We start from the raw sequence: 21,283 nt of genomic DNA, 5'->3' as shown, positions 1-21,283 counted from the left end.
GCGCCTGATTACGCGCCTGATGCCGCGGATGCGGGTGCCGGATTGCTCGAAGCCGCCGCGCCGCTTGCGCCAGCGACGGCAGCAGCCGGAGCCGCGCCCGCGCCAGCGTCTGACGCCGCCTGAGCCGGCAGTTGTGCATCGACAGCCTTCACGGTTGCACCGGGCCGGGCTTTTTCCGTCCCCTGCACGATCACGCGATCGCCCGGATTCAGGCCGCTATCCACGACCCACTTGTCGCCGTAGGTACCCGACGTCACCAGTTGACGCAACACGACCTTGTTGTCCGGGCCGACCACCAGCGCCGTCGGCTGGCCCTTCTGGTCATGCGTCACGCCGACTTGCGGGACCACCAGCGCCTTGTCGTTCACACCCTCGTCAATACTGGCGCGCACGAACATGCCCGGCAGCAGCACGCGGTCCTTGTTCGGGAAAATCGCGCGCACCGTGACCGAACCGGTGCCCTGGTCCACGCTCACGTCGGAGAACTGCAACTTGCCCGCTTCCGGATACGCGCGGCCGTCTTCGAGAATCAACGTCACCTTGGCGGCGTTGGCGCCGCTGGTTTGCAAGCGGCCTTCCTGGATATCGCGGCGCAGCTTCAGACCGTCCACGCTCGATTGCGTCAGGTCGACATAGACCGGATCGAGTTGTTGCACGGTGGTCAGCAGCGTCGCGGCGCTAGCCTGCACGTAAGCACCCGGCGTGACCTGCGACAAACCCGTGCGGCCCGTGATAGGCGACACTACGTCCGTATAACCGAGGTTGATCTGCGCGGTGTCTACTGCGGCCTTGCCCGACGCAACGTCGGCCACGGCCTGCCCTTGAGTCGCCACGGCGTTGTCGTAGTCCTGCTTGCTGACCGCGTTTGCCGCGACGAGGATCTTGTAGCGCGCCGCCAGGGCGTTCTGCGTGATCACGTTGGCCTGCGCCTTGGCGAGCGTCGCCTTGGCGGTATTCAGGGCCGCGATGTACGGCGCCGGATCAATCTTGTAAAGTCGATCGCCGGCCTTCACGTCCGCGCCTTCCGTGAAATCACGGCGCAACACAATGCCGTCGACCCGTGCACGAACCTGGGCGACAAGAAACGCGCTCGTGCGGCCGGGCAGTTCGCTCACGACAGGAACGGTGGTGGGTTGAATCGTGACGACCCCGACTTCGGGCGTCTGGGGCGGCGGTGCTGATTGTTTTTGTCCGCAGGCTGCAAGAATCACGGCAGCCGTCGCGGCACTGATTAAGCGGAATGGAACCCGTTCGACGCGCATGGAGCGACCTCTGTCAAAGACTGAGATTGAAATAAGTGCGCGGCCGCCTTCTACGGGCGGGCCGCTACGAGCGTCTGAAGACGCTTACCAGTAGCCATTGGGCGCAAAAACCAGTGCCCCGACCATCATTGTTCCTCCGCGCCGGGAGCCGTCTCTATGTACGGCTGCCGCTGACAACGACCTTAGGGATGGACCACGCGGACGGACGGCGGAATGAAAGCTGTGTCGGATATTAACCGGTCAGTGCTACTTGGGCTATCGTTGGACGGATGGTATTGTATATACATTCATGAATGAACGTAAAAGAGACGATCGTACGTGAACAAGAGCAGTGCGAGGGGAATCGTCTCGAAGGGCTGGCGAGCGATGAACAAATGGTTGACGTCGCTGCAGTACAAATGTAAGACGGCGCTCATTTATCGCGCCGAGGCGAGCTAGCTGGGACCCACGAAACAATGGTCAGACGAACCAAGGAAGAAGCGGCGGAGACGCGCAATAGTATTCTCGATGCGGCAGAACGGGTTTTTTTCGAGAAAGGCGTTTCGCGCACCACACTAGCCGACATCGCGCTGGAAGCCGGCGTTACGCGCGGCGCAATCTATTGGCATTTTGCAAACAAGGGCGACCTGTTCACCGCCATGTTCGACCGCAGCCTGTTGCCGCTGGATGAACTGGTCGAAGCAACGCTCGACACCAAAGAGGCCGATCCGCTTGGCCGGATCCGCGACATCTTCATCTGGTGCATGCGCAATATCGCGCTCGACGAGCAGCGCCGGCGCGTATTCGACATCCTGTTTCTGAAATGTGAGTTCGTGGAAGACATGGGGCCGGTGCGCGAGCGGCATCAGACGAACATGCGCGAGGGGAAAGAGAAGATCGAGCGCGGACTGCGCAATGCGGTTGATAAAGGCCAGTTGCCGGCGTTGCTCGATACACATCACGCCACCACCATCCTGCACGCGCTCTTCACCGGCATTCTGTACGACTCACTGATGTGGCCCGAGAGCATCGACCTCAAGAATGATGCCGAGCGCCTGATCGATTCCTGTTTCGACGTCATGCGCTACAGCCCCCACATGCTGCTGCGTCCCGCCGGACCTCTGTAACCGCGGGCTAGCCGAAAATGCCGGCGGTGCTATCGCAGGCCGTAGCGCTGCGCGAGAAACAGGAACACGGCGACACAGCAGATCATCGCGACCCACGCCCATGCGGGCAGGCTGTGCGGATGAGGATGGCGAGGCGCGTGACCGGGCAACCGGTGGCGCAATACACCGCCAATAGCATCGGCGGTTGCCGCCGTGCGGGATTTTTGCGCGGCCGGCGTGCCGTGACGCGCGAACGCCGCCGACATGGAGATCGGTCGCAAGAATACGTGCCGGCGCGAAACAGCGGGGCCGGGCACAACCGCTGGCGGCTGACCATGCTTCGCGCGTACGACTTCGCAGAATTCGATAAAAAAATCGTCGGCAACTTCGCGCAGCGAGTTTTCGATCTGGCGTGCCGGCAAACCTGCCAGCGGCCCGGTGAGCGTCGCCCAGACGGTGTATTCAATCCACGTCGATGCGCTGTTCGCGTCCGGAATCAGCGCCACCGCGATTTGTCCGCGCAACGATCCCACGCCTTCGCCACGCGCCTTGAAACTGAGGGTTTGCGCGTCGACATCGCCGGATTGGCCATCATGGCGCGGCAAACGGGTTGCGTCGGCAACATGTGCCCGAATCGCGTAGTGCGCCCGCAACGCGCCAAGCGGCACCGTCAGCCTCAACGTGTATTCGCCACCGGCAAGACGCACCAGCGATTCGCAGTTATCGATACTCGCGCGCACCAGCGCAAGATCTCCCAAAGCCTCGCGCACCTGAGCGGGTTCGAGCGGAATGCATAAGGCATCGGCTACTTCCATCGGGCCCTCCCGTTGTGTCGACCAGAGTTGGCGCTTCAGCGCTTACTCTGGTCCCATGCAGGTATCTGCGGTCGACCAGAGTTAGCGTGTCGACCAGAGTTGGCGCTTCAGCGCCTACTCTGGTCCCATAGCGCTTGCTCTGGTCTCATGCCAGTCGACTGTTTTGATTTCGACCTGGGGTTTCAGGTACCCGCCGTCTCGTCGATACGATCGATCCGCGACGGATAAAACGCCAGATAATTTTTAATTTGCGCGACGCCTTCTTTCGGCTGCTCGTAACTCCAGACGGCGTTTTCGACCGGACCGTCCTCCGTCAGCAGATGGTAGTACGTAGCATCGCCCTTGTAGGGGCAATGCGAGGTATGCGTGGATTTTGAGAGCCGTGCCAGATTGACGTCGGCGCGCGGGAAATAATGCACCGGATCGTTGCCTGTTTCGATCAGCGTCAAGGCTGCGCGGGTGTCGGCGAATGTCACGCCCTGATGAATCACGCGATGGCGTCGCGTATTCAGCGAGATTTCAATGTGATGGGTGTCGGTGCTCATCGCGCGCTCCCGGTACAAAAAAACTAAACCGCCACCGCCGCGTTTGCAGCAGCGACATAAAAAAACCACGGGTTTTCCGGGACCCGTGGCTTTCATTATGAGACAACTTTGGGGTGCCTGTGCAAGCCCCGCCAACGTCTTTGGTACCTGCGCCACACCCTGGGCCATATTTAAAGCATCGCCGCAGTCGTTTGTTTCATATGCGGTTTTGCGTACGGTTTCCCACTGCGGCGCATGGTGCGTCTGATGGTGTTTAAACCGTTTATTGCATGGACCAATGGAAATCAGCCTTCGCTCCACCGTTACCGGCCACCGTCACCCCTTGCTTCTTTTCTGAATCCTTGTAGCGGGCATAGACCGTGTAGTGGCCTGGAGGCAGCTTCACCAGCATGTACGGACCCATGGCGTCGGTCTTGAGGACTTCGGCGTTCTTTGCATCGGCAATCCGCACGTGGACGTCAGAGAGATAGTCCGACGTCGGCCCCGTGAAACGCAACGAAAGCGGCCAATGCGCCTGCTCGCGAATCAGCGCGTGCGATTCGTCCAGCCCCACGCCGCCGGACGTGAACGACACGTCGCCCTGTGTCTGGATCTGCGGCAGCCCGCCGCCGTTCGTGTTGCCGGCGCTGCTCGTGTCGCTCGTTCCCCCGCCCACGGTCTGCGCGAATGCACCGCCAGCCATCCCGAACGTCGTCACGGCCGCTAGCAGGGCAATGGACGCCTTTCTCACGGCGGACCTGTGGTGTTTAGTCAACGCGCCGGTGTTTGCTTCAGTGTTTGACTCGGTAGTTGCTTCAATCGCTGCTTTAGTCGTCTTGGTCATCGTGATCGGCTCCTTATGGACTTCAGACGCCTTCATCGGCGTTCCGCTTGTCTCCCGCCGTCCAGCACACGATGTTTCAGGCAGTCGGGCCGAAGCGGTTCGGGAGAGAAGCTATGAGCACGGTTCGTACCTGCATCCACCCTATTTTCAGGGCGGCGCCGTTGCCTACCCGGCGCCGCCCTGTTCCCGCATCGGCCGACGTTCAGTCGACATTTAAATAAATCACCCGGCAATCATCCCCAATCAGCCGAGATCCACCGGCACGAAGATTTGCGCATCGTCGCGCTGGATCAGCAACGCGATGCTGTCGCCAGCGTGAGCCACCATCGTCTTCAATTGCTGCACGGTCGTGACAGGCTGGCCGTTGACCGCCAGGATCACGTCGCCCGCCTGGATGCCTGCGCTTTCCGCCGCGCCGCCCGCCTGTTGCACGAGCAGACCACGCGACAGCGATGCACTCTGCTTCTCTTCAGGCGTCAGTGGCCGGACCGCAACGCCCAACCGCGCATCCTGCGATGCCGAATCGGCCTTGTCGGCACCCTGCCCCGCGCTTGCGGTCTTGGCATCGGACAACGTCCCCACGGTCACGCTCAGGTCCTTCGTAGCCTTGTCACGCCAGACCTGCACCTTCGTCGTGGTGCCCGGCGCGAGCGCCGCCACCTGCGACGGCAACGCGTTCGAATCCGCAACCGGCTGGCCATCGACTGAGAGGATCACGTCGCCGGGCTGCAGGCCGGCCTTCGCCGCCGGACCGCCCGCTTCGACCGAACTCACGAGCGCGCCATTCGGGCTTTGCAGGCCGAACGACTTCGCGAGCGTCTGGTCCATGCCCTGCACAGTCACGCCAAGACGGCCGCGATCCACATGGCCCGTCTTCACCAGCGCGTCTTTCACCTTCATGGCTTCATTGATCGGGATTGCGAACGAAAGCCCCTGGAAGCCACCGGTCTGCGAATAGATCATCGAGTTGATGCCGATCACTTCGCCTTGCAGGTTGAAGAGCGGACCACCGGAATTACCCGGATTCACCGGCACGTCGGTCTGGATGAACGGTGTGTAGTTCTCGTTCGGCAACGAGCGCGATTTCGCGCTGATGATGCCGGACGTCACGGTGTTATCGAACCCGTAAGGAGAGCCGATCGCAACCACCCACTGGCCGACCTTGCTGCCGTTCGGATCGCCAATCTTGACGGTCGGCAGGTTCTTCGCATCGATCTTCAGCACGGCGACATCCGACTGCTTGTCCGAGCCGATTACTTTCGCGCGGTATTCGCGTTTGTCGGTGGTCTTGACCGTGACGACGTTCGCGCCATCCACCACGTGTGCATTGGTCAGGATGTAACCATCGCTGCTCACGATAAAGCCCGAACCCAGGCTTTCGCTGGGGGTATCGGCGGCGTTCTGGCCGTCGTTGCCGCCCATGCCCGGCACGCCATTACCGTAGAAGTGCTTGAAGAACTGGTAGAACGGATCGCTCGGATCAATCGGCAATTGCGGATTGCCGCCATTCCCGCCGCCATTCATGCCGTTGCGGCGCGACGCGGTCTTGACCACGTGCTTCGCGCTGATGTTGACGACCGCCGGGCCGTAGGTTTCGACCAGGCCGGAGAAATCCGGAATACCGGTCTTTGCAGCGGCTTCGGCCGGCATCATGGCGGCTTGTGCCGGTGTGATGACCTGCGGTGCCGGGACGTTCCGGTTTCCTGCGACGTAACCCGCCGACAAGGCGGCGGCAACGGCTACCGCAATGGCGCTGCGGGAAATGATCTTCGAATTCATCGTGTGCTCCTCGGGGATGCGCTTCAGAATGAAACGAAGATTACGAGGCGCCGCTTAAAGGGCACTTAAAGCGGGGTATTTAAAGCAGATTTGAATTGAATGGAGACCAGCAAACCGCCGCTTTTCGATTCGGCGAGCGAAACTTTCGCGTCATGCTGCATCGCGATCCGGCGCACGATCGCGAGGCCCAGGCCGCTGCCCGCCACGTCCGTGCGCGCCCGGCTGGCGCCCATTCCCGCTCGATAAAACCGGTCGAACACCCGCTCGCGCTCATCGGCGGGAATGCCCGGGCCCGTATCGGCGATTTCCACCGTGGGAGTGCCGTTGTCCACCTGCAGGCAGACGTCCACCCGTCCGCCGTCGGGCGTGTATTTCGTGGCGTTGTCGATGAGATTGTTGAACATCACGCGCAACGCGTTGGCATCGCCGGAAATGGTTGCCGGTTCGTTCGCTTCAATGCCCAGGTCGACACCGCGCTGTTGCGCCACCAGCACGGACGCGCCAACGCATTCATCCAGCAGCGCGTGCAGGTCCACGGGCTTGGTTTCACGCTTGCCGTCGGGTTCGGAGCGCGCAAGTGCAAGCAGTTGCTCGGCCAGACGCGTGGCGCGCGTGATACCCGCTTGCAGGTCGTCGAGCGCTTCCTTGCGCGACTCGTCGTCCTTCGCGCGCGCCACCAGTTGCGACTGGATCTGCACGGCGGCGAGCGGCGTGCGAAGCTCGTGGGCGGCGTCGGCGACGAAAGCCTTTTGCGTATCCAGCGCGGTCGCGAGGCGAACGAGCAGCGCGTTCAACGCGCGCACGACGGGCACGACTTCTTCCGGCAAACGGTTGTCGGGTAAAGGCTCCAGCGCTTCGGGATGACGCGTGTCGAGCGCGCGGGTGACGCGCTGCAGCGGCTTCAAACCCCGTCCGACGATGATCCATATTGCCAGGCCGAGCAGCGGCAGCAGCACTACCAGGGGCCATAAGGTCCGCCATGCCACACCGGCCGCCAGCCGATTGCGGATGGACACCGGCTGCGCGAGCTGGACGACGTTATCGCCGACAATCGCGCTGTAGACGCGCCATACGCCGCGCGGCGTGGATTCGGTGGAAAACCCCAGCTCCGCATGCGGCGCAAGCGGTACGCGCGGGTGCGAGTAATACATGAGCACGCCGTTGCGGTTCCAGATCTGGATCACGACGCCTTCGTCGCTGTCGCTGCGCGATTGCAGCACGGACGAAAACGGTTCCGACGGCAGCGCGGCCGCAATCTGTTCCAGTTGATAATCAAACAGTTCGTTCGCTTCGGCCAGCGCCTGACGATAGATCAGCCAGCCCGCAAACCCCACGCCGACGATCACCAGTGCCAGCAGCCAGACCAGCAATTGGCGGCGAATGGAATGCATCAGGCTTCCTTCGATACCATGTAACCGAGTCCACGGACATTGCGGATGAGGTCAGGCCCGAGCTTTTTGCGCAGCGAATGGATGTAGACCTCGACCGTGTTACTGCCGATTTCCTCACCCCAGCCGTAGATTTTTTCTTCAAGCTGGCTCTTCGATAAAACCGCGCCCGGGCGTGCCATCAGGGCTTCGAGCAGCGCGAATTCGCGGGCGGAGAGGGCAATGGGGTTGCCTTCCAGGGTGACCTGGTGGCCCACGGGGTCCAGCGTTAATGCGCCGTGTCGGATCAGGGAGTCGCCGCGGCCGGCGTGGCGGCGGATCAGGGCGCGCATGCGGGCGCCCAGTTCGTCGAGGTCAAAGGGCTTGACCAGATAGTCGTCGGCGCCGGCGTCCAGGCCTTTTACGCGGTCGGCAATGGCGTCCCGAGCGGTGACGATGAGCACGGGCAATGCGTTGCCTTTTGCTCTCAGGCTTTTGAGGACATCGAGACCGTCGCGTTTCGGCAGGCCCAGGTCCAGCAGCATGAGATCGTAAGGTTCGCCGCCTACCGCCGTCAGGGCCGCTTCACCGTCCTGCACCCAGTCCACCGCGAATCCGTCGTTGCGCAGCGCCTTGCGGACGCCTTCCGCAATCATTCGGTCGTCTTCTACCAGTAGGATTCGCATCGATTTGGGTCACGGCTTGTCTTGGCTTTGCAGCCCGGACGTTCATTCTAGCCGGGACGAGTTAAGGCGGGCTTAAAGGGGCCTTAAGACAAGGGGCAGCGGTTTCCCCCCTCCCCTTGCTTCAACGTCCCGCGCCAAACCCATCGAAGAATGCGCGCGCATTCACCTCCAGCGTATCGATGTGATACCCGCCCTCCTGCACGATCAACGTCGGCAATTTCAGCGCGCCAATCTGAGCGCCCAGCTTGCCGAAACCCTTGGTTGTCACCGCGACCATCGACTGGGGATCGTCCTTGTAGATGTCAAAGCCCAGCGCCAGCACCAGAACGTCCGGCTGGAAGCGCTCAAGCACACGCGTGGCGGTATCGAGGGAATCAAAAAACACTTCCTCCGATGACCCATGCGGCATCGGCAAATTCACGTTGTATCCTTCGCCGGCGGCCTCGCCGCGCTCGTCGTCAAAGCCGGCCACGACCGGGTAGAAGTTCGTCGGGTCGCCGTGGATGGAGACATACAGCACGTCGCTGCGATCGTAGAAGATTTCCTGTATGCCCTGGCCATGGTGCATGTCGGTATCGAGGATGGCGACGCGGCCGTATTTCCCACGCAGCGCCTGTGCCGCGATTGCTGCGTTGTTCAGGTAACAGAAACCGCCCGCGGCTTCAGCGCGCGCATGATGCCCCGGCGGCCGGCACAACGCATACGCCTCGCGCGCGCCTTCGATGATCGCGTTCGCCCCCGCCAGCGCACTTTGCGCCGACCAGTAGGCGGATTCGTACGTGTCGGGGCCGACCGGGCAGCTGCCATCGGCGAGATAACGTGCTGCTTGTCCAAGCACGCCACGCAGCGGATTGTTCTCGCGGATATACACATTCGACATTACTTCGTCGCCCCATTCAGCCGGCACCTTCTTCCACTCGCGATGCGCTTCCTCAAGGAAGCGCAAGTAGTTCATGCCATGCACGGCAGCGAGCGGCGCAGCGCCAAAGTCGGCGGGTTCGCGGACATCGAAACCCATGGCCTTCGACGCCTCGACCAGCCGCAACGCGCGCTCGGCAATCTCCTGCGGCGTGCGCATCTGACCACGAGAAAGGTACGTGCGTGGATGATGTTTCAGTTGTGAGGGGTGGAAATAAGTCAGCATTGTCCGGTCCTTGTTATGCGTCAACCGTCGAGCCGATCACCGCGCGCGCCAGTACCGCATTGATCAAAACATTCGCGCCGCAGGTGACGTCTTCGGGGAGCGCGTCCTCGGCTTCGTTGTGCGAAAGACCATCTACGCACGGGATAAAAACCATCGCCGTGGGCACGTGCCGCGCGAGGTGGATGGCGTCGTGACCCGCGCCGCTGACAATACGCTCGTATGCGTAGCCGAAGCCTTCCGCGGCTTCTTCCACAAGATCTACGCACGCGGAATCAAACGGCGTGGCAGGGCTTTTCCAGTATGTTGCGATGGCGGCTTCAAGCCCACGATCCCCGGCGATCTTGCCGAAGGCCGTGCGGACTTCGTGTTCCATCGCGTCGATTTTCTTGTCATCCGGATGACGCAGATCGACGGTGAACGCAACGCGCCCGGCAATGGTGTTACGCGATGAATTCGGCACGTCCACCTGACCAATCGTGACCAAGCCGAGCGGCGCGAAACGTTGCGCGATAGCTTCAAGTTCAAGCGCCATCGCCGCGCTCGCAAACAACGCGTCCTTCCGATACGGCATCGGCGTCGTGCCAGCGTGGGCGGCCACGCCCGTCACTTCGACATCAAGCCAGCGGATCGCCTGACCGCCTGTAACAACGCCGATAGGATTGCCGTGGCTCTCCAGAATCGGCCCTTGTTCGATATGCGCTTCGAAATACGAATCAACGTTTTCTACGCCAAGTCCGCGCGTTCCGGCGCAACCGCTTTCATTCAAAGCCTCGCGCAACGTCACGCCGTCTGCGTCCTTCGTCTGCAATGCAGTTTCCAGCGGCGTCGCGCCGACAAACACCGCCGAGCCAAGCATGGCCGGTGTGAAACGCGCGCCCTCTTCGTTCGTCCACGAGACAATCTCGATGGGCTTCTCCGTCACCACGCCGTGATCGTTCAACGTGCGCACGACTTCGAGCGCGGCCAGAACGCCGTAGACGCCATCGAAGCGACCGCCTTCAGGCTGCGTATCCAGATGACTGCCGATCAGCACGGGTTTCGCTTTCGCATTCGAGCCGTCACGACGCGCGAACAGGTTGCCGACTTCATCGGTACGCACCGTCATTCCCGCTTCGCTGCACCACGTGGCGAACAACTCGCGGCCGCGCCGGTCTTCTTCCGTCAGCGCAAGACGACGCACGCCGCCCTTGGGCGTCGCGCCGATTTTCGCCATCTCCGTCAGGGTCGCCCACAGGCGTGGGCCGTCGATTTTCAACATGCTTCGTTATCCTCTAGATTCAGCGAGTAGCCAGTGCTTCCGGTGCATCGGCGCGACGATGTTTCAATGCATCAAGCGCGACGATCGACAGCAGCGAAATCCCGGCGAGACACGTATAAAACACCGCCAGCGGCCACCATTGCCCGGTGAATTTATGTGCAAGCCAGGTACCTACAAGCGGCGTCAAGCCGCCCGCAATCGCGCCGCAGACCTGATACGAAATCGAGATCGCGGAGTAGCGCACACGCACCGGGAACACGCCGCTGACAAAACCCGCGATGACCGAATAAAAGCTCGCCATGCAGACCACGGCAATCGCGATGCCAATAATTATCGACACCATGTTGCCGCTTTGCACGAGGATAAACATGGGGTACGGCGAGATCATCGCGCACAGGGCCGTGAGCTTCAGGAAGCGCGCACTGCCGATCTTTTCGGCGAGCAACGCGGCTAGCGGCTGCGTGAGGAACTGGATGATCGCAACCGCAAACAGGCAATCGAGGATCAGCGATTTCGTCACGCCCACATACTGTGTGGTGTACGAAATCATGAAGGTATTGGTGAAATACACGCCGGCAATACCAATCGTATTCGCGCCGATGCAGAACGCGACCAGCGCGCCCGACGAACGGAACACTTCGGCAATCGGCAATTCCACCGTGCGCCTGGACAGCTTCTCGCGCTCGAATTCCGGCGACTCGTTCACGCCCATTCGAATCAAGATGCCGACCACAAGCAACACCGCGCTCACCAGAAACGGCAGGCGCCAGCCCCACGCGATGAACGCCTCATGCGGCATCGACGTCACCGCGCGAAACGCGACGAGCGAAAGAATCAGTCCGGCCGGGCTGCCGAGTTGCGCGAACGATGCGAAAAACGTCCGCCTCCCTTTAGGCGCGTGTTCGGCCGCCATCAGCACCGCCCCGCCCCATTCGCCGCCCACCGCAATGCCCTGCACCACGCGCAGCAACACCAGCAGCACCGGCGCGAGCAGACCGACCTTCGCGTAAGCCGGCAGCAAGCCGACGCATACGGTCGCCACACCCATCATCATCAGCGTGGTCATCAGCGCTTTCTTGCGGCCGATCTTGTCGCCGAGATGACCGAAGATCAGCCCGCCCAAGGGCCGCGCGAAGAACCCGACGGCGAACGTGGCGAACGACGCCATCGTGCTGATGAACGGATCGTGCGACGGAAAATACAGCTCACCGAACACAAGCGCGGCGGCGGTGGCGTAGATATAAAAGTCGTACCACTCGATCATCGTACCGATGAAAGCGGCGGCCGCCGCGCGCACGGGCTGGCGAGTCGGACTGAGTGTTGGGGTCACGGTGGCTCCTGATTCGCTTGTTTTAATGCAGATAGTCAGGGCGTTTTATCGCCAGCCATAAAACATTAGTCCAATTTCGATTTATTATTCGCCGTATAAGTTTTACTAATATCCAGGACATTTCCCCATGGCTCAACGGCGTGTAGATATTGCGCGGTTCCTGAACGACCGGCTCGACTGGAACCTGCTGCGGACCTTCCTCGTCATCATGCAGGAGCGCAGCGTGAGCCGCGCCGCCGCGCGCCTGCATCTGACGCAACCGGCGGTGAGCCAGGCGCTCAAGCGCCTGGAAGACACGCTCGGGCGCAACCTGATCCAGCGCCGTGGCCCGCACTTCGAGCCAACGCACGCGGGCGAAGAGGTGTACCGGATCGCAAGCGATATCTACGGCCATATGTCGAGGCTCGAAACCGAGCTCGATGACCGCAGCGAAGACATCACCGGTTCGATCCGCCTGCTCACGGTGAGCCGCATCGATTCAGGCGTGTACGACGAGTTTCTCGGCGAATTCCACCGGACTTATCCGCGTATCGACTTGCATATCGAGGTAATGCGGTCGTCGGACATCATTTCGTCTCTGCTGCAAAAAACCGCGACGGCGGGGCTCAGCCTGTGCCGTACACCTATCGATAAACTCGAGCAGCGTTGTTTCCTGCGCCAGCGATATGCCATTTTTTGTGGCCGGTACCATCGGCTGTTCGGGCGGCATGGGCTGACCATGGAAGATTTGCTCGCGGAGAACTTCGTGTCATTCACGAGCGACCAGATTGGCGACAGCCTGTCGCCGCTGACCGTCTTTCGCGACCAGCGTGGGTTCACGGGACGGATCGTGGCGGCGTCGCCCAGTCTGGACGAAGTGCGGCGGCTGATCTTCGCGGGGTATGGCATCGGCTGCCTGCCCGAGCACATTGTCCGTGACGACCTTACGCAGCAGCGCCTGTGGCGTTTGCCGCCGGAAGAGGGTCTGGTCGATGTCGACGTCGATCTGCTGTGGCATCGCGGACGCAAGATGAACGCGGCGGAGCAGGCGTTCCTCGATGGCATGGAGCGCACGATGCAGCGTTATTCACTGCCCGAACGGCTCGCCCCGCGCTGAGGCCCAAGCGCCAAGGCGTCGCACCCGCTGCCGGTTGAAAGCCCGCAAACCTTAAACCGTAAGCAGAACCCCCATACAATAGCCGCACCGCTTGGGGCACCCTCGCCCTGCAATCTGCAAAACCGCACCACATCACGATCCGACCACATGTATAGAGCACCCTTTTTGCACAGGACAAATCCACTTGCCAAACGTTGGCGCGCAGCCGCGACCCTGGTTATAGCCGCAGCCACTTTCACCTTTGCGATGAACACGCCCGTCGAGGCCCGCGGTGGTGGCGGCTCGAAGGCGGAAACGCAGAAACCAACGCCGAAACGCGCAACGGCGAAGAAGACGAAATTCCAGCGCGTCGCGGTCCCCGCCGGTCCGCTGCCGGCCACTGTCATGGCGGCGCTTGCACGCGCCCACGTGCCGCTTTCGTCGATGAGCGTCGTGGTCGAGCGAATTGGCAGCGGCGGCGTGCCGCTCGTTGCGATCAACGCCAACCAGCCGATGATGCCCGCCTCCACCATGAAGCTGGTCACCACGTACTCGGGCTTGTCGTTATTGGGTCCGGATTACCGCTGGAAAACCACGGCCTACGCCGACGGTGAAGTCGATGCAAACGGCGTCCTTCACGGCAACCTGTACATCCAGGGCACCGGCGACCCGAAACTCGTGCCGGAAGAACTCATCGACCTGGTGGACCAGATCCGCCGCAACGGCATTACGGGCATTGACGGCGCGCTGGTCCTGGACAAACGTTACTTCGATGCCTCCACGCGCGATCTCCCAGCCTTCGACTCCGACGAAAGCGCACCCTACAACGTCGGCCCGGACCCGCTGCTGTATGCGTTCAAGTCGCTGTCGTTCACGTTGACGCCGAGCCCCGACGGCCAGGTTGCAATCGATGTGCTGCCGCAACTCGCGCAGTTGCAGATCGACAACGAACTCAAGGTCACGCGCGGCGCTTGCGCGGGCTCGCTGCCGGCGGCGTCGCCGAGCGTGGCGCAAACCACGGGCGGTTTTGTGCAGGCGTCGTTTATCGGCGACTATCCGCTGCGCTGCGGCCCGCGCACCATCAACGTCGCTGCGCTAGACCATTCCACCTTCTTTGCCGGCGGCTTCCTCGCGCTCTGGAAACAGGCGGGCGGCACCTTCAACGGCACCACCCGCGAAGGCCCGACGCCGGTCAGCGCGCGGCTCGTCGGCACGCACCGCAGCCCGGTGCTGTCGGACATCGTTCGCGACATCAACAAGTTCAGCAACAACGTGATGGCGCGCAACCTGTTCCTGACCATCGGCGCCGCGATGGGCAAACCGCCCGCGACCACGCAGAAATCATCGGCGGCGATCACGGCGTTCCTGCATCACAACGCGCTGCCCATGACCGACCTTTACCTCGATAACGGCTCGGGCCTGTCACGCGAAGAACACATCACGGCGCAATCGCTCGCCGACCTGCTCACGGCCGCGAATTCGAGCCCGGTGGCGCAGGTCTTCGTGGAGTCGTTGCCTATCGCGGGCGTGGACGGCACCATGCGCAACCGGCTCACCAACGCGGGCGCGGGCGGCAACGCCCACATCAAGACGGGCACGCTGCGCGACGTGCGGGCCATCGCCGGCTACGTGGGCGCGGAGAATGGCGAGAGCTACGTGGTGGTGAGTTTTATCAACGACCCGCGTGCCGAAGCGGCCCGGGCGGCGCATGACGCGCTGCTCGAGTGGGTTTACGAGGGCGCGCGCCGCACGGGACCGGCTGAATGAGCCGCTTCCTGGCCGACTTAGAACCCGAGGGCGCGCGGTCTGCAAGCACAGGCAAACCCTCGTAGGAAACAATCTCAAATCCTCTTAAAGATTCGGTAAGCTATCGCCACGCTTGGCCGACGACACGCATTGTTCGCAGTGCATGTTGTTCGAAGATTCGAAGCCAACGCTCAAGCGGAAAGCCAGCCGACAGCAACCTCGAAGCGGCGTGCAGACCACATGACCAGATAAACGAGGAACGAGGAGATGAAGTCGATGAAACCCGCCCTGACGAAACCCGCCGCGCGTCAAACGCGCTGGCTGCTCGCTATCCAGACGGCCACTGCGTGCGCCGCGTTCGCCATGCTGGCCGCGTGCGGCGGCGGCAGCGATAACAACAATAACAACACGCCAGCGGGCGGCGTGAAACTGCAAGCGGTGTCGTTCGGCGACAGTCTCTCGGACGTCGGCACGTATGCACCAGTCGCAACGGCAAGCTTCGGCGGCGGCCGCTTCACGACGAACCCCGGCCAGATCTGGACCCAGAACGTGGCGCAGTATTACGGCAGCACGCTGACGGCGGCGAACACCGGCGGCTTCGGCATCCCGCTTTCGCCGGCCGGCGGTTTGGGCTATGCACAAGGCGGCTCACGCGTGACGTCGCAACCGGGCGTTGGCCACGCCACCCCGGGCACGGCGAACGCCGACTTTGCGCAGGCCACGACTGTCCCGATCAACGACCAGGTGACCCAGTACATTGGGACCTATGGCACGTTCAACGCGAACCAGCTCGTGCTGGTGAACGGCGGCGCCAACGACATCTTCTACAACCTGACCGTGGAGCAAGCGACTGCCGCCGACATCGAGGCCCAGCTCGCCGCGGGAACCATCACGCCGGCGCAGGCTACGGCAGCGGGCACTGTTGCGACGACCGCCGCGACGACCGCCATCAGCCAGGCGGCAATCGACCTGGCGACGGTCGTTGGCCGGGTGGTCCAAGCCGGCGCGACACACGTGGTGGTATCGGCGATTCCTGACATCGGCGGATCGCCTGAGGGCTTGGCCAGCGCCGATAAAGGCGTGACTTTGTCGCAAGTAACGCAGTTGTTCAACGGCACGCTGAAAGGCGCGCTGCAGCAGTCGGGCTTGTTGTCGAAGGTGGTCTACGTCGATGCCTACACCTGGGTCGACGGCATCCAGGCGAACTTTCAGGCGAACGGCTTCACGGTATCGAATACGGACACCGCCTGTAATCTCGCCGCGATGACCGCCGCCGCGACCAAGCTGGGCGAGCCGGACCCCTCGGCATTCGCTACGTCGCTGTTCTGCTCGCCGCAAACCTACACGGTTGCCGGCGCGGACCAGACGTATATGTACGCCGATACGGTCCATCCGACGACGCATCTGCATGCGCTGTTCTCCACGTACGTGGAACAGCAGATTGCTGCGAGCGGGCTGGGGAAATAAGCGCGGCCGGATGAGCCGATGATGTTGAAACGCCCGGTCGGAAGACCGGGCGTTTTGCTTTTTGGAGGGGCGGCCGAGGCTCTATTCGACGGTCTTCGCGAGGATGGCGGCCTTTGATCAGAAAGCCATAATCTCCGGGCACGCAGGCTGCAAAAATCGCATATCAGCCATAATGCTTCTCCTACTTCAGAAGGCCTTCATCATGGCGGTGCCACTCAAACTATCGGATGAACTGATCGAGATTGCGAAGCCGCATGCGACGGCAAAAAATTGCTCGGTTCCAAAGCAAATCGAGTATTGGGCGAGACTCGGAAAGGCGGTTGAAGAGAATCCTGAGCTTCCCGTCCAGTTCATCCAGGTCACGCTCCTCGCGGTCGAAGAAGCCAAAGCGGGTCAGCTAGCGGAATATCAATTCTCTTCGTGATGACACTTCGAAAGGTTTTTTAGCTAATCCTGCTTTGCAGGACACCAGCCCGCCGCGCCTCTACCCCTCAAACGCCGCTGCCGCACGCCCCAGCCGGTCGTTCACCGCGCTCCATTCCGCCGATACCGGCAGCGTCTCGATCAGAATCCTCTCGACATCAGCGCAATCGAGCGCGCGCAGCAGCCCGTACAGTTCGCGGGCGTAGCTCTGCGGATCGTCGGGCGCGGCGATGAAATGCACGTTCGGCGCGTCCGCCCATTTACCCGCGCTCGATGCCCGCGCGACCAGCGCCAGCTTCTTGCTGGCATCGAACGGATGCGCAGCGAGCAACGGTTCCAGCGCCGCGAACGGCAACAAGCTGAGCGGCGTGCGCGGCGCGTAATGCGCCTTCAGTGTGCCGGAGGCGCGCGGCGCGCTGGCGTCGGTGCCATCGGGCAGACGTGGCATCACGCCAAGCACATCGGCAATCTCGATCGGACTCACATGTCCCGGCCGGAGCAAGGCGGGAAAGCCCCGCGATAAATCCAGAATCGTCGATTCGATACCCACCTTCGCCGCCCCGCCATCCAGCACATGCACGCTTGCGCCGAATTCATCGCGGACATGTTGCGCCGTGGTCGGGCTGACATGCCCAAACCGGTTCGCCGATGGCCCCGCCACGCCGCCATGACCATCGCGCAAAGTGCTGAAGGTCGTGAGCAGCGCCTGCGCGACTGGATGCGACGGACAGCGGATAGCGACGGAATCCTGCCCGCCGCTGACAGCCGCCGGCACGTGCGCCGCGCGCTTCAGAATTAGCGTGAGCGGGCCGGGCCAGAAGGCATCGATCAGTTTCTGCGCATCGGCTGAAAGGGATTGAACCCAGTACGCCGGGTCGCTGCCGGGCGCGAGATGCACGATCACCGGATGATTCGACGGCCTTCCTTTCGCCGCATAGATCCTTGCGATGGCCTCGGGATTCTCGGCATCGCCGCCCAGTCCGTAGACGGTTTCAGTCGGAAACGCGACGAGTTGCCCGGCATCGAGCAACGCGGCCGCCTCCTGGATCTGCGCGACGGTGGGAGCTTCGAAAGTCATCAACGTTAATCCAGCGCAATGTGCAGCATGCGGGCGCAATCGCGCGCCGCCGTGCGCACTTCTTCCAGCGTGGCGCCGGTGAAATTCACGTGGCCCATCTTCCGGCCGGCCCGCGCTTCCTCCTTGCCGTACAGATGCAGCCGCGCGGTCGGCAACGCGATCACGTCATGCCACGGCGGCGTGCGCGCTTTCGTGCCCTCGAACCAGATGTCGCCGAGAATATTCAGCATGGCGGCCGGCGAATGCTGACGTGTGTCGCCAAGCGGCATGCCGGTCATCGCGCGGACTTGCTGTTCGAACTGGCTGGTAGCGCAGGCATCGACGGTGTAATGGCCGGAATTATGCGGACGCGGCGCCATTTCATTGGCGATCAGCGTGCCGTCTTCCAAGATGAAAAACTCCACGCACAGCACGCCGACGTAATCCAGCTTCGCGGCGATCGTGAGCGCCGCGTCCTGTGCCTGGGCGACGAGCGCGGGCGACGCGTCCGGCGCCGGCACGACGGTCTTCGCCAGGATGCCGCCGACGTGTTCGTTCTGCGCGAGCGGAAAGACGACCGACTTCCCGTCGCCGGCACGCGCGATCAGCACGGACACCTCGAACTTGAGCGGCATGCGCTTTTCGAGCACGCAAGGCACGCCCGCGAGCGAACCGTACGCGGTGCGCACTTCATCGACGTTGCGCACGCTCGTCTGGCCTTTGCCGTCATAACCGAGACGGGCCGTTTTCAGAATGCCCGGCAGCACGGCGGCGATCTGTTCGTCGCTTAAAGCGGCCAGCGCCTCGGGCGACTCGATCACCACATGCGGCGCCACAGGCACGCCAGTGCTCGCGATAAACCGCTTCTCCGCCACGCGATCCTGCGCGATGGCGACGCACCGGCCGGCGGGGCTCACGAAGGTCGTTTTCGCGAGGAAATCGAGGCTGGCGGACGGCACGTTCTCGAATTCCGTCGATACCGCCGCGCACAAACGCGCGAGTTCGGTCAGCGCGGAAGGGTCGTCGTACGCGGCGCGGATGTGTTTATCGGCGACGGAACCGGCCGGACTCGTCTCGTCCGGATCGAGGACCGCCACGCGATAGCCCATGGACTGTGCGGCGAAACAGAACATGCGGCCGAGCTGGCCGCCGCCGACCATGCCGAGCCATGCGCCCGGCTGGATGGGAGAACTGGGTTGGGTGTGTGCGTTCATCTTGTGGGGTCGGTCAGTCGGTCTCGGGCCGGAAATAGTGCCGGAGGTGTTCCGTAAAACTGCTGCGTTTATAGCGGCGGCAGGACCATGGCGTGCGCCGCGTCGTTCTGGCGCGCGCGGAATGCCGCGAGTTTGTCCGCGTAAGCGGTTTGGGTGACAGCGAGTATGGAAACCGCGAACAACGCCGCGTTCGCCGCGCCCGCCTCGCCGATAGCAAACGTCGCCACCGGCACGCCCTTGGGCATCTGCACGATCGAATGCAACGAGTCCACACCCTTCAAATATTTACTCGATACCGGCACGCCCAGCACCGGCACCGTGGTTTTGGCGGCGAGCATGCCCGGCAGATGCGCCGCGCCGCCCGCCCCCGCGATGATCGCGGCCAGCCCGCGCGTGCGCGCACTTTCGGCGTAGGCGAACATTTCGTCGGGCATGCGATGAGCCGACACCACCTTGGCTTCGTAAGGCACGCCGAATTCCTGGAGGATCGCGACCGCGTTTTTCATCACGTCCCAGTCGGAACTGGAACCCATTAACACGCCGATCAACGGTGCGTCATGCGTGTGGGCCGCGGTGGCGGTCTGGACTTCGCTCATCGTGCTGCATTCCTTTGGGGTGGACAGGCCTTTGGCGGCCTTTTTCGGGTGATGCGGATAGAAAGCATTTCAGTCGTCATGGAACGGCTTTGGGGACTGGGCGCTGCAGGGCCGGACGCCGGGGTCCGTTAATCGGGTCCGTTGCTTCGGCCCGGTTGCTTCGGTCCGTTGCTTCGGTCCGTTGCTCTCGTGCGCTGATTCCGGACAGCTTTTGCCGTCACCGTTATCACGTTTGAGCCACCGGACCCGCCCGCAGAATCGAGCGGAATTGCGCGCCAGGCCGGCCCCGCCTAAAAAATTACGCCAGCGACTGCCCGGTCAACCGTTGCAGCGCTTCTTCGTACTTCTCGGCCGTTTTCGCGATGACATCGTCGGGGAGCTTCGGCGCCGGAGGCGTTTTGCCCCACGATTGCGTTTCGAGCCAGTCGCGCACGAATTGTTTGTCGAACGATGGCGGGTTCGTGCCGACCTGATACCCATCGGCCGGCCAGAAGCGTGATGAATCCGCCGTCAGCACTTCGTCCATCAGGAACAGTTCGCCGCGCGTGTCCAGCCCGAATTCGAACTTCGTGTCCGCGATGATGATGCCGCGCGTCGCCGCGTACTCGGCCGCTTCCTTATACAGCTTGATCGAAATCTCGCGGATGGTCGCCGAAAGTTCCGTGCCGATCCGGCGTTCCATCTCATCGTAGGTGATGTTTTCGTCGTGATGGCCCATTTCCGCTTTCGCTGCCGGCGTGAAAATCGGCTCGGGCAGCTTTTCGGCGTTCTTCAGGCCCGGCGGCAATGTCACGCCGCAGACCGAACCCGTTGCCTGATAGTCCTTCCAGCCGCTGCCGGCCAGATAACCGCGCACGACCGCTTCCACCAGGATTGGCTCGAGGCGCTTCACCACGACGGCGCGGCCTTTGACCTGATCGGCTTCATCGGCGGCGACAACCGTTGCCGGATCGATACCGGTATTGTGGTTCGGCACGATGTGCGAGAGCTTCGCGAACCAGAAATCGGCCATCTGGTTCAGGACGCGGCCCTTGTTCGGAATGGGCTCGCCCATGATCACGTCGAACGCCGAGAGGCGATCGGTCGTGACGATCAGGAGCTTGTCGTTGCCGACTGCGTAGTTGTCGCGGACCTTGCCGCGCCCCAGCAGGGGCAACGATTTCAGCGTGGATTCGTACAGCGGGGAATGTGAGGTGGACATCGTCATCTACCGGAAAAGTGCCGCAAATCAGGCTGAGAGAAAAAACCAACACGCCGTTCCCCGGAATTGCGGGAACGGCGGTTCGTGTCGACTGGCCCTGTCATGCGCCCGGGGTCAGCCTTTGCATTCATTCTTCGTATTGATGCCCGGCGCAAAACCGGGCGACAAGCGCGACTCACCGCTATTGTAAACCGGTCGGGCGGACGGCCCGGTTTTGGTTCATCGAGGGTAAGGTTTTCGGCGAAACCGCCCGCTATGCTGTTGAGGATGGCTATCTCAAAAAAAGTCGTCCAGTCGTCCAGTCGTCCAGTCGTCCAGTCGTCCAGTCGTCCAGTCGTCCAGTGGTCAGGGGTCAATGCCGGGGTGGTCGGTTCTGGGGTTAGCGGTCAGAGTCAATGCCGGGTTGGTGT

Annotated in this window: 19 protein-coding genes; 5 read left to right on the top strand and 14 right to left on the bottom strand. The window is 62.3% G+C overall.

Translation table 11 applies throughout. The features are described 5' to 3' along the window. Positions 1–8: 8 nt before the first annotated feature. Positions 9–1,262, bottom strand: a complete 1,254-nt coding sequence (locus tag HB376_RS37090; RefSeq protein ID WP_213768665.1) for an efflux RND transporter periplasmic adaptor subunit — start codon at positions 1,260–1,262, stop codon at positions 9–11. A gap of 455 nt (positions 1,263–1,717) precedes the next feature. Between HB376_RS37090 and HB376_RS37085 the strand changes: the two genes are divergently transcribed. Next, positions 1,718–2,368, top strand: coding sequence for a TetR family transcriptional regulator (locus HB376_RS37085; RefSeq protein ID WP_213768664.1), 651 nt, complete (start codon positions 1,718–1,720; stop codon positions 2,366–2,368). A 29-nt stretch (positions 2,369–2,397) separates the two neighbouring features. Here the strand turns inward: HB376_RS37085 and HB376_RS37080 are convergent, their stop codons facing one another. The 9 genes from HB376_RS37080 to HB376_RS37040 form a co-directional block, all read right to left on the bottom strand. Beyond that, on the bottom strand, positions 2,398–3,162 hold the full coding sequence (locus HB376_RS37080) for an SRPBCC domain-containing protein (RefSeq protein ID WP_213768663.1): 765 nt from the start codon (positions 3,160–3,162) through the stop codon (positions 2,398–2,400). A gap of 182 nt (positions 3,163–3,344) precedes the next feature. After that, entirely contained in the window at positions 3,345–3,707 is a 363-nt protein-coding gene (locus tag HB376_RS37075) for a DUF427 domain-containing protein (protein WP_213768662.1), read from the bottom strand. 262 nt (positions 3,708–3,969) lie between these two features. Continuing rightward, positions 3,970–4,530 (bottom strand): carboxypeptidase regulatory-like domain-containing protein, encoded by a 561-nt coding sequence (locus HB376_RS37070; protein WP_346730653.1) that lies wholly within the window; start codon positions 4,528–4,530, stop codon positions 3,970–3,972. Positions 4,531–4,773: 243 nt separating this feature from the next. Continuing rightward, complete coding sequence (locus HB376_RS37065) at positions 4,774–6,309, bottom strand: DegQ family serine endoprotease (protein ID WP_213768661.1); 1,536 nt, start codon at positions 6,307–6,309, stop codon at positions 4,774–4,776. 65 nt (positions 6,310–6,374) lie between these two features. Beyond that, positions 6,375–7,700, bottom strand: a complete 1,326-nt coding sequence (locus HB376_RS37060; protein ID WP_213768660.1) for an ATP-binding protein — start codon at positions 7,698–7,700, stop codon at positions 6,375–6,377. Further along, positions 7,700–8,362: a response regulator gene (locus tag HB376_RS37055; protein WP_213768659.1), complete on the bottom strand. Its 663-nt coding sequence runs from the start codon at positions 8,360–8,362 to the stop codon at positions 7,700–7,702. The genes HB376_RS37060 and HB376_RS37055 overlap by 1 nt, the downstream gene beginning before the upstream one ends. A gap of 121 nt (positions 8,363–8,483) precedes the next feature. Further along, positions 8,484–9,506, bottom strand: a complete 1,023-nt coding sequence (locus HB376_RS37050; protein ID WP_213768658.1) for a histone deacetylase family protein — start codon at positions 9,504–9,506, stop codon at positions 8,484–8,486. A gap of 13 nt (positions 9,507–9,519) precedes the next feature. Then, complete coding sequence (locus tag HB376_RS37045; protein WP_213768657.1) at positions 9,520–10,764, bottom strand: Zn-dependent hydrolase; 1,245 nt, start codon at positions 10,762–10,764, stop codon at positions 9,520–9,522. 19 nt (positions 10,765–10,783) lie between these two features. Then, positions 10,784–12,094 (bottom strand): MFS transporter, encoded by a 1,311-nt coding sequence (locus tag HB376_RS37040; protein WP_213768656.1) that lies wholly within the window; start codon positions 12,092–12,094, stop codon positions 10,784–10,786. 127 nt (positions 12,095–12,221) lie between these two features. On the opposite strand from HB376_RS37040, the gene HB376_RS37035 reads away from it, so the two are divergent. From HB376_RS37035 to HB376_RS37020, 4 genes are all read left to right on the top strand, one after another. Then, entirely contained in the window at positions 12,222–13,190 is a 969-nt protein-coding gene (locus tag HB376_RS37035; protein WP_031359589.1) for a LysR family transcriptional regulator, read from the top strand. 246 nt (positions 13,191–13,436) lie between these two features. After that, positions 13,437–14,936, top strand: a complete 1,500-nt coding sequence (dacB, locus tag HB376_RS37030) for a D-alanyl-D-alanine carboxypeptidase/D-alanyl-D-alanine-endopeptidase (protein ID WP_213768655.1) — start codon at positions 13,437–13,439, stop codon at positions 14,934–14,936. A 255-nt stretch (positions 14,937–15,191) separates the two neighbouring features. Further along, complete coding sequence (locus HB376_RS37025) at positions 15,192–16,382, top strand: SGNH/GDSL hydrolase family protein (RefSeq protein WP_255631792.1); 1,191 nt, start codon at positions 15,192–15,194, stop codon at positions 16,380–16,382. 172 nt (positions 16,383–16,554) lie between these two features. Beyond that, a complete protein-coding gene (locus HB376_RS37020; RefSeq protein ID WP_255631791.1) occupies positions 16,555–16,806 on the top strand; it encodes a ParD-like family protein in 252 nt (83 codons plus the stop codon). 60 nt (positions 16,807–16,866) lie between these two features. Here the strand turns inward: HB376_RS37020 and HB376_RS37015 are convergent, their stop codons facing one another. The 4 genes from HB376_RS37015 to HB376_RS37000 form a co-directional block, all read right to left on the bottom strand. Further along, the gene (locus HB376_RS37015) at positions 16,867–17,883 is read right to left on the bottom strand and encodes an L-threonylcarbamoyladenylate synthase (RefSeq protein ID WP_213768653.1); all 1,017 of its coding nucleotides are present in this window, start codon (positions 17,881–17,883) and stop codon (positions 16,867–16,869) included. 5 nt (positions 17,884–17,888) lie between these two features. Continuing rightward, the gene (locus HB376_RS37010; RefSeq protein WP_213768652.1) at positions 17,889–19,076 is read right to left on the bottom strand and encodes a 5-(carboxyamino)imidazole ribonucleotide synthase; all 1,188 of its coding nucleotides are present in this window, start codon (positions 19,074–19,076) and stop codon (positions 17,889–17,891) included. Between the two features lie 68 nt (positions 19,077–19,144). Continuing rightward, positions 19,145–19,672: a 5-(carboxyamino)imidazole ribonucleotide mutase gene (gene purE / locus HB376_RS37005; RefSeq protein WP_097265832.1), complete on the bottom strand. Its 528-nt coding sequence runs from the start codon at positions 19,670–19,672 to the stop codon at positions 19,145–19,147. A 298-nt stretch (positions 19,673–19,970) separates the two neighbouring features. Further along, positions 19,971–20,873 (bottom strand): phosphoribosylaminoimidazolesuccinocarboxamide synthase, encoded by a 903-nt coding sequence (locus HB376_RS37000; protein WP_213768651.1) that lies wholly within the window; start codon positions 20,871–20,873, stop codon positions 19,971–19,973. Between the last annotated feature and the right edge of the window lie 410 nt (positions 20,874–21,283).

It is taken from the genome of Caballeronia sp. dw_19, assembly GCF_018449515.1.
GTDB lineage: Bacteria > Pseudomonadota > Gammaproteobacteria > Burkholderiales > Burkholderiaceae > Caballeronia.
The sequence above is the reverse complement of the archived record's forward strand: the minus strand, read 5'-3'. Positions and strand labels throughout refer to the sequence as shown.

Excerpts from the sequence above, each read along its gene's own strand:
- HB376_RS37000 (WP_213768651.1), bottom strand. The coding sequence starts at position 20,873 with ATGTCCACCTCACATTCCCCGCTGTACGAATCCACGCTGAAATCGTTG.
- dacB (WP_213768655.1), top strand. The coding sequence starts at position 13,437 with ATGAACACGCCCGTCGAGGCCCGCGGTGGTGGCGGCTCGAAGGCGGAA.
- HB376_RS37035 (WP_031359589.1), top strand. The coding sequence starts at position 12,222 with ATGGCTCAACGGCGTGTAGATATTGCGCGGTTCCTGAACGACCGGCTC.
- HB376_RS37045 (WP_213768657.1), bottom strand. The coding sequence starts at position 10,764 with ATGTTGAAAATCGACGGCCCACGCCTGTGGGCGACCCTGACGGAGATG.
- HB376_RS37075 (WP_213768662.1), bottom strand. The coding sequence starts at position 3,707 with ATGAGCACCGACACCCATCACATTGAAATCTCGCTGAATACGCGACGC.
- purE (WP_097265832.1), bottom strand. The coding sequence starts at position 19,672 with ATGAGCGAAGTCCAGACCGCCACCGCGGCCCACACGCATGACGCACCG.
- HB376_RS37015 (WP_213768653.1), bottom strand. The coding sequence starts at position 17,883 with ATGACTTTCGAAGCTCCCACCGTCGCGCAGATCCAGGAGGCGGCCGCG.
- HB376_RS37010 (WP_213768652.1), bottom strand. The coding sequence starts at position 19,076 with ATGAACGCACACACCCAACCCAGTTCTCCCATCCAGCCGGGCGCATGG.
- HB376_RS37065 (WP_213768661.1), bottom strand. The coding sequence starts at position 6,309 with ATGAATTCGAAGATCATTTCCCGCAGCGCCATTGCGGTAGCCGTTGCC.
- HB376_RS37085 (WP_213768664.1), top strand. The coding sequence starts at position 1,718 with ATGGTCAGACGAACCAAGGAAGAAGCGGCGGAGACGCGCAATAGTATT.
- HB376_RS37025 (WP_255631792.1), top strand. The coding sequence starts at position 15,192 with ATGAAACCCGCCCTGACGAAACCCGCCGCGCGTCAAACGCGCTGGCTG.
- HB376_RS37070 (WP_346730653.1), bottom strand. The coding sequence starts at position 4,530 with ATGACCAAGACGACTAAAGCAGCGATTGAAGCAACTACCGAGTCAAAC.
- HB376_RS37090 (WP_213768665.1), bottom strand. The coding sequence starts at position 1,262 with ATGCGCGTCGAACGGGTTCCATTCCGCTTAATCAGTGCCGCGACGGCT.
- HB376_RS37080 (WP_213768663.1), bottom strand. The coding sequence starts at position 3,162 with ATGGAAGTAGCCGATGCCTTATGCATTCCGCTCGAACCCGCTCAGGTG.
- HB376_RS37050 (WP_213768658.1), bottom strand. The coding sequence starts at position 9,506 with ATGCTGACTTATTTCCACCCCTCACAACTGAAACATCATCCACGCACG.
- HB376_RS37020 (WP_255631791.1), top strand. The coding sequence starts at position 16,555 with ATGCTTCTCCTACTTCAGAAGGCCTTCATCATGGCGGTGCCACTCAAA.
- HB376_RS37060 (WP_213768660.1), bottom strand. The coding sequence starts at position 7,700 with ATGCATTCCATTCGCCGCCAATTGCTGGTCTGGCTGCTGGCACTGGTG.
- HB376_RS37055 (WP_213768659.1), bottom strand. The coding sequence starts at position 8,362 with ATGCGAATCCTACTGGTAGAAGACGACCGAATGATTGCGGAAGGCGTC.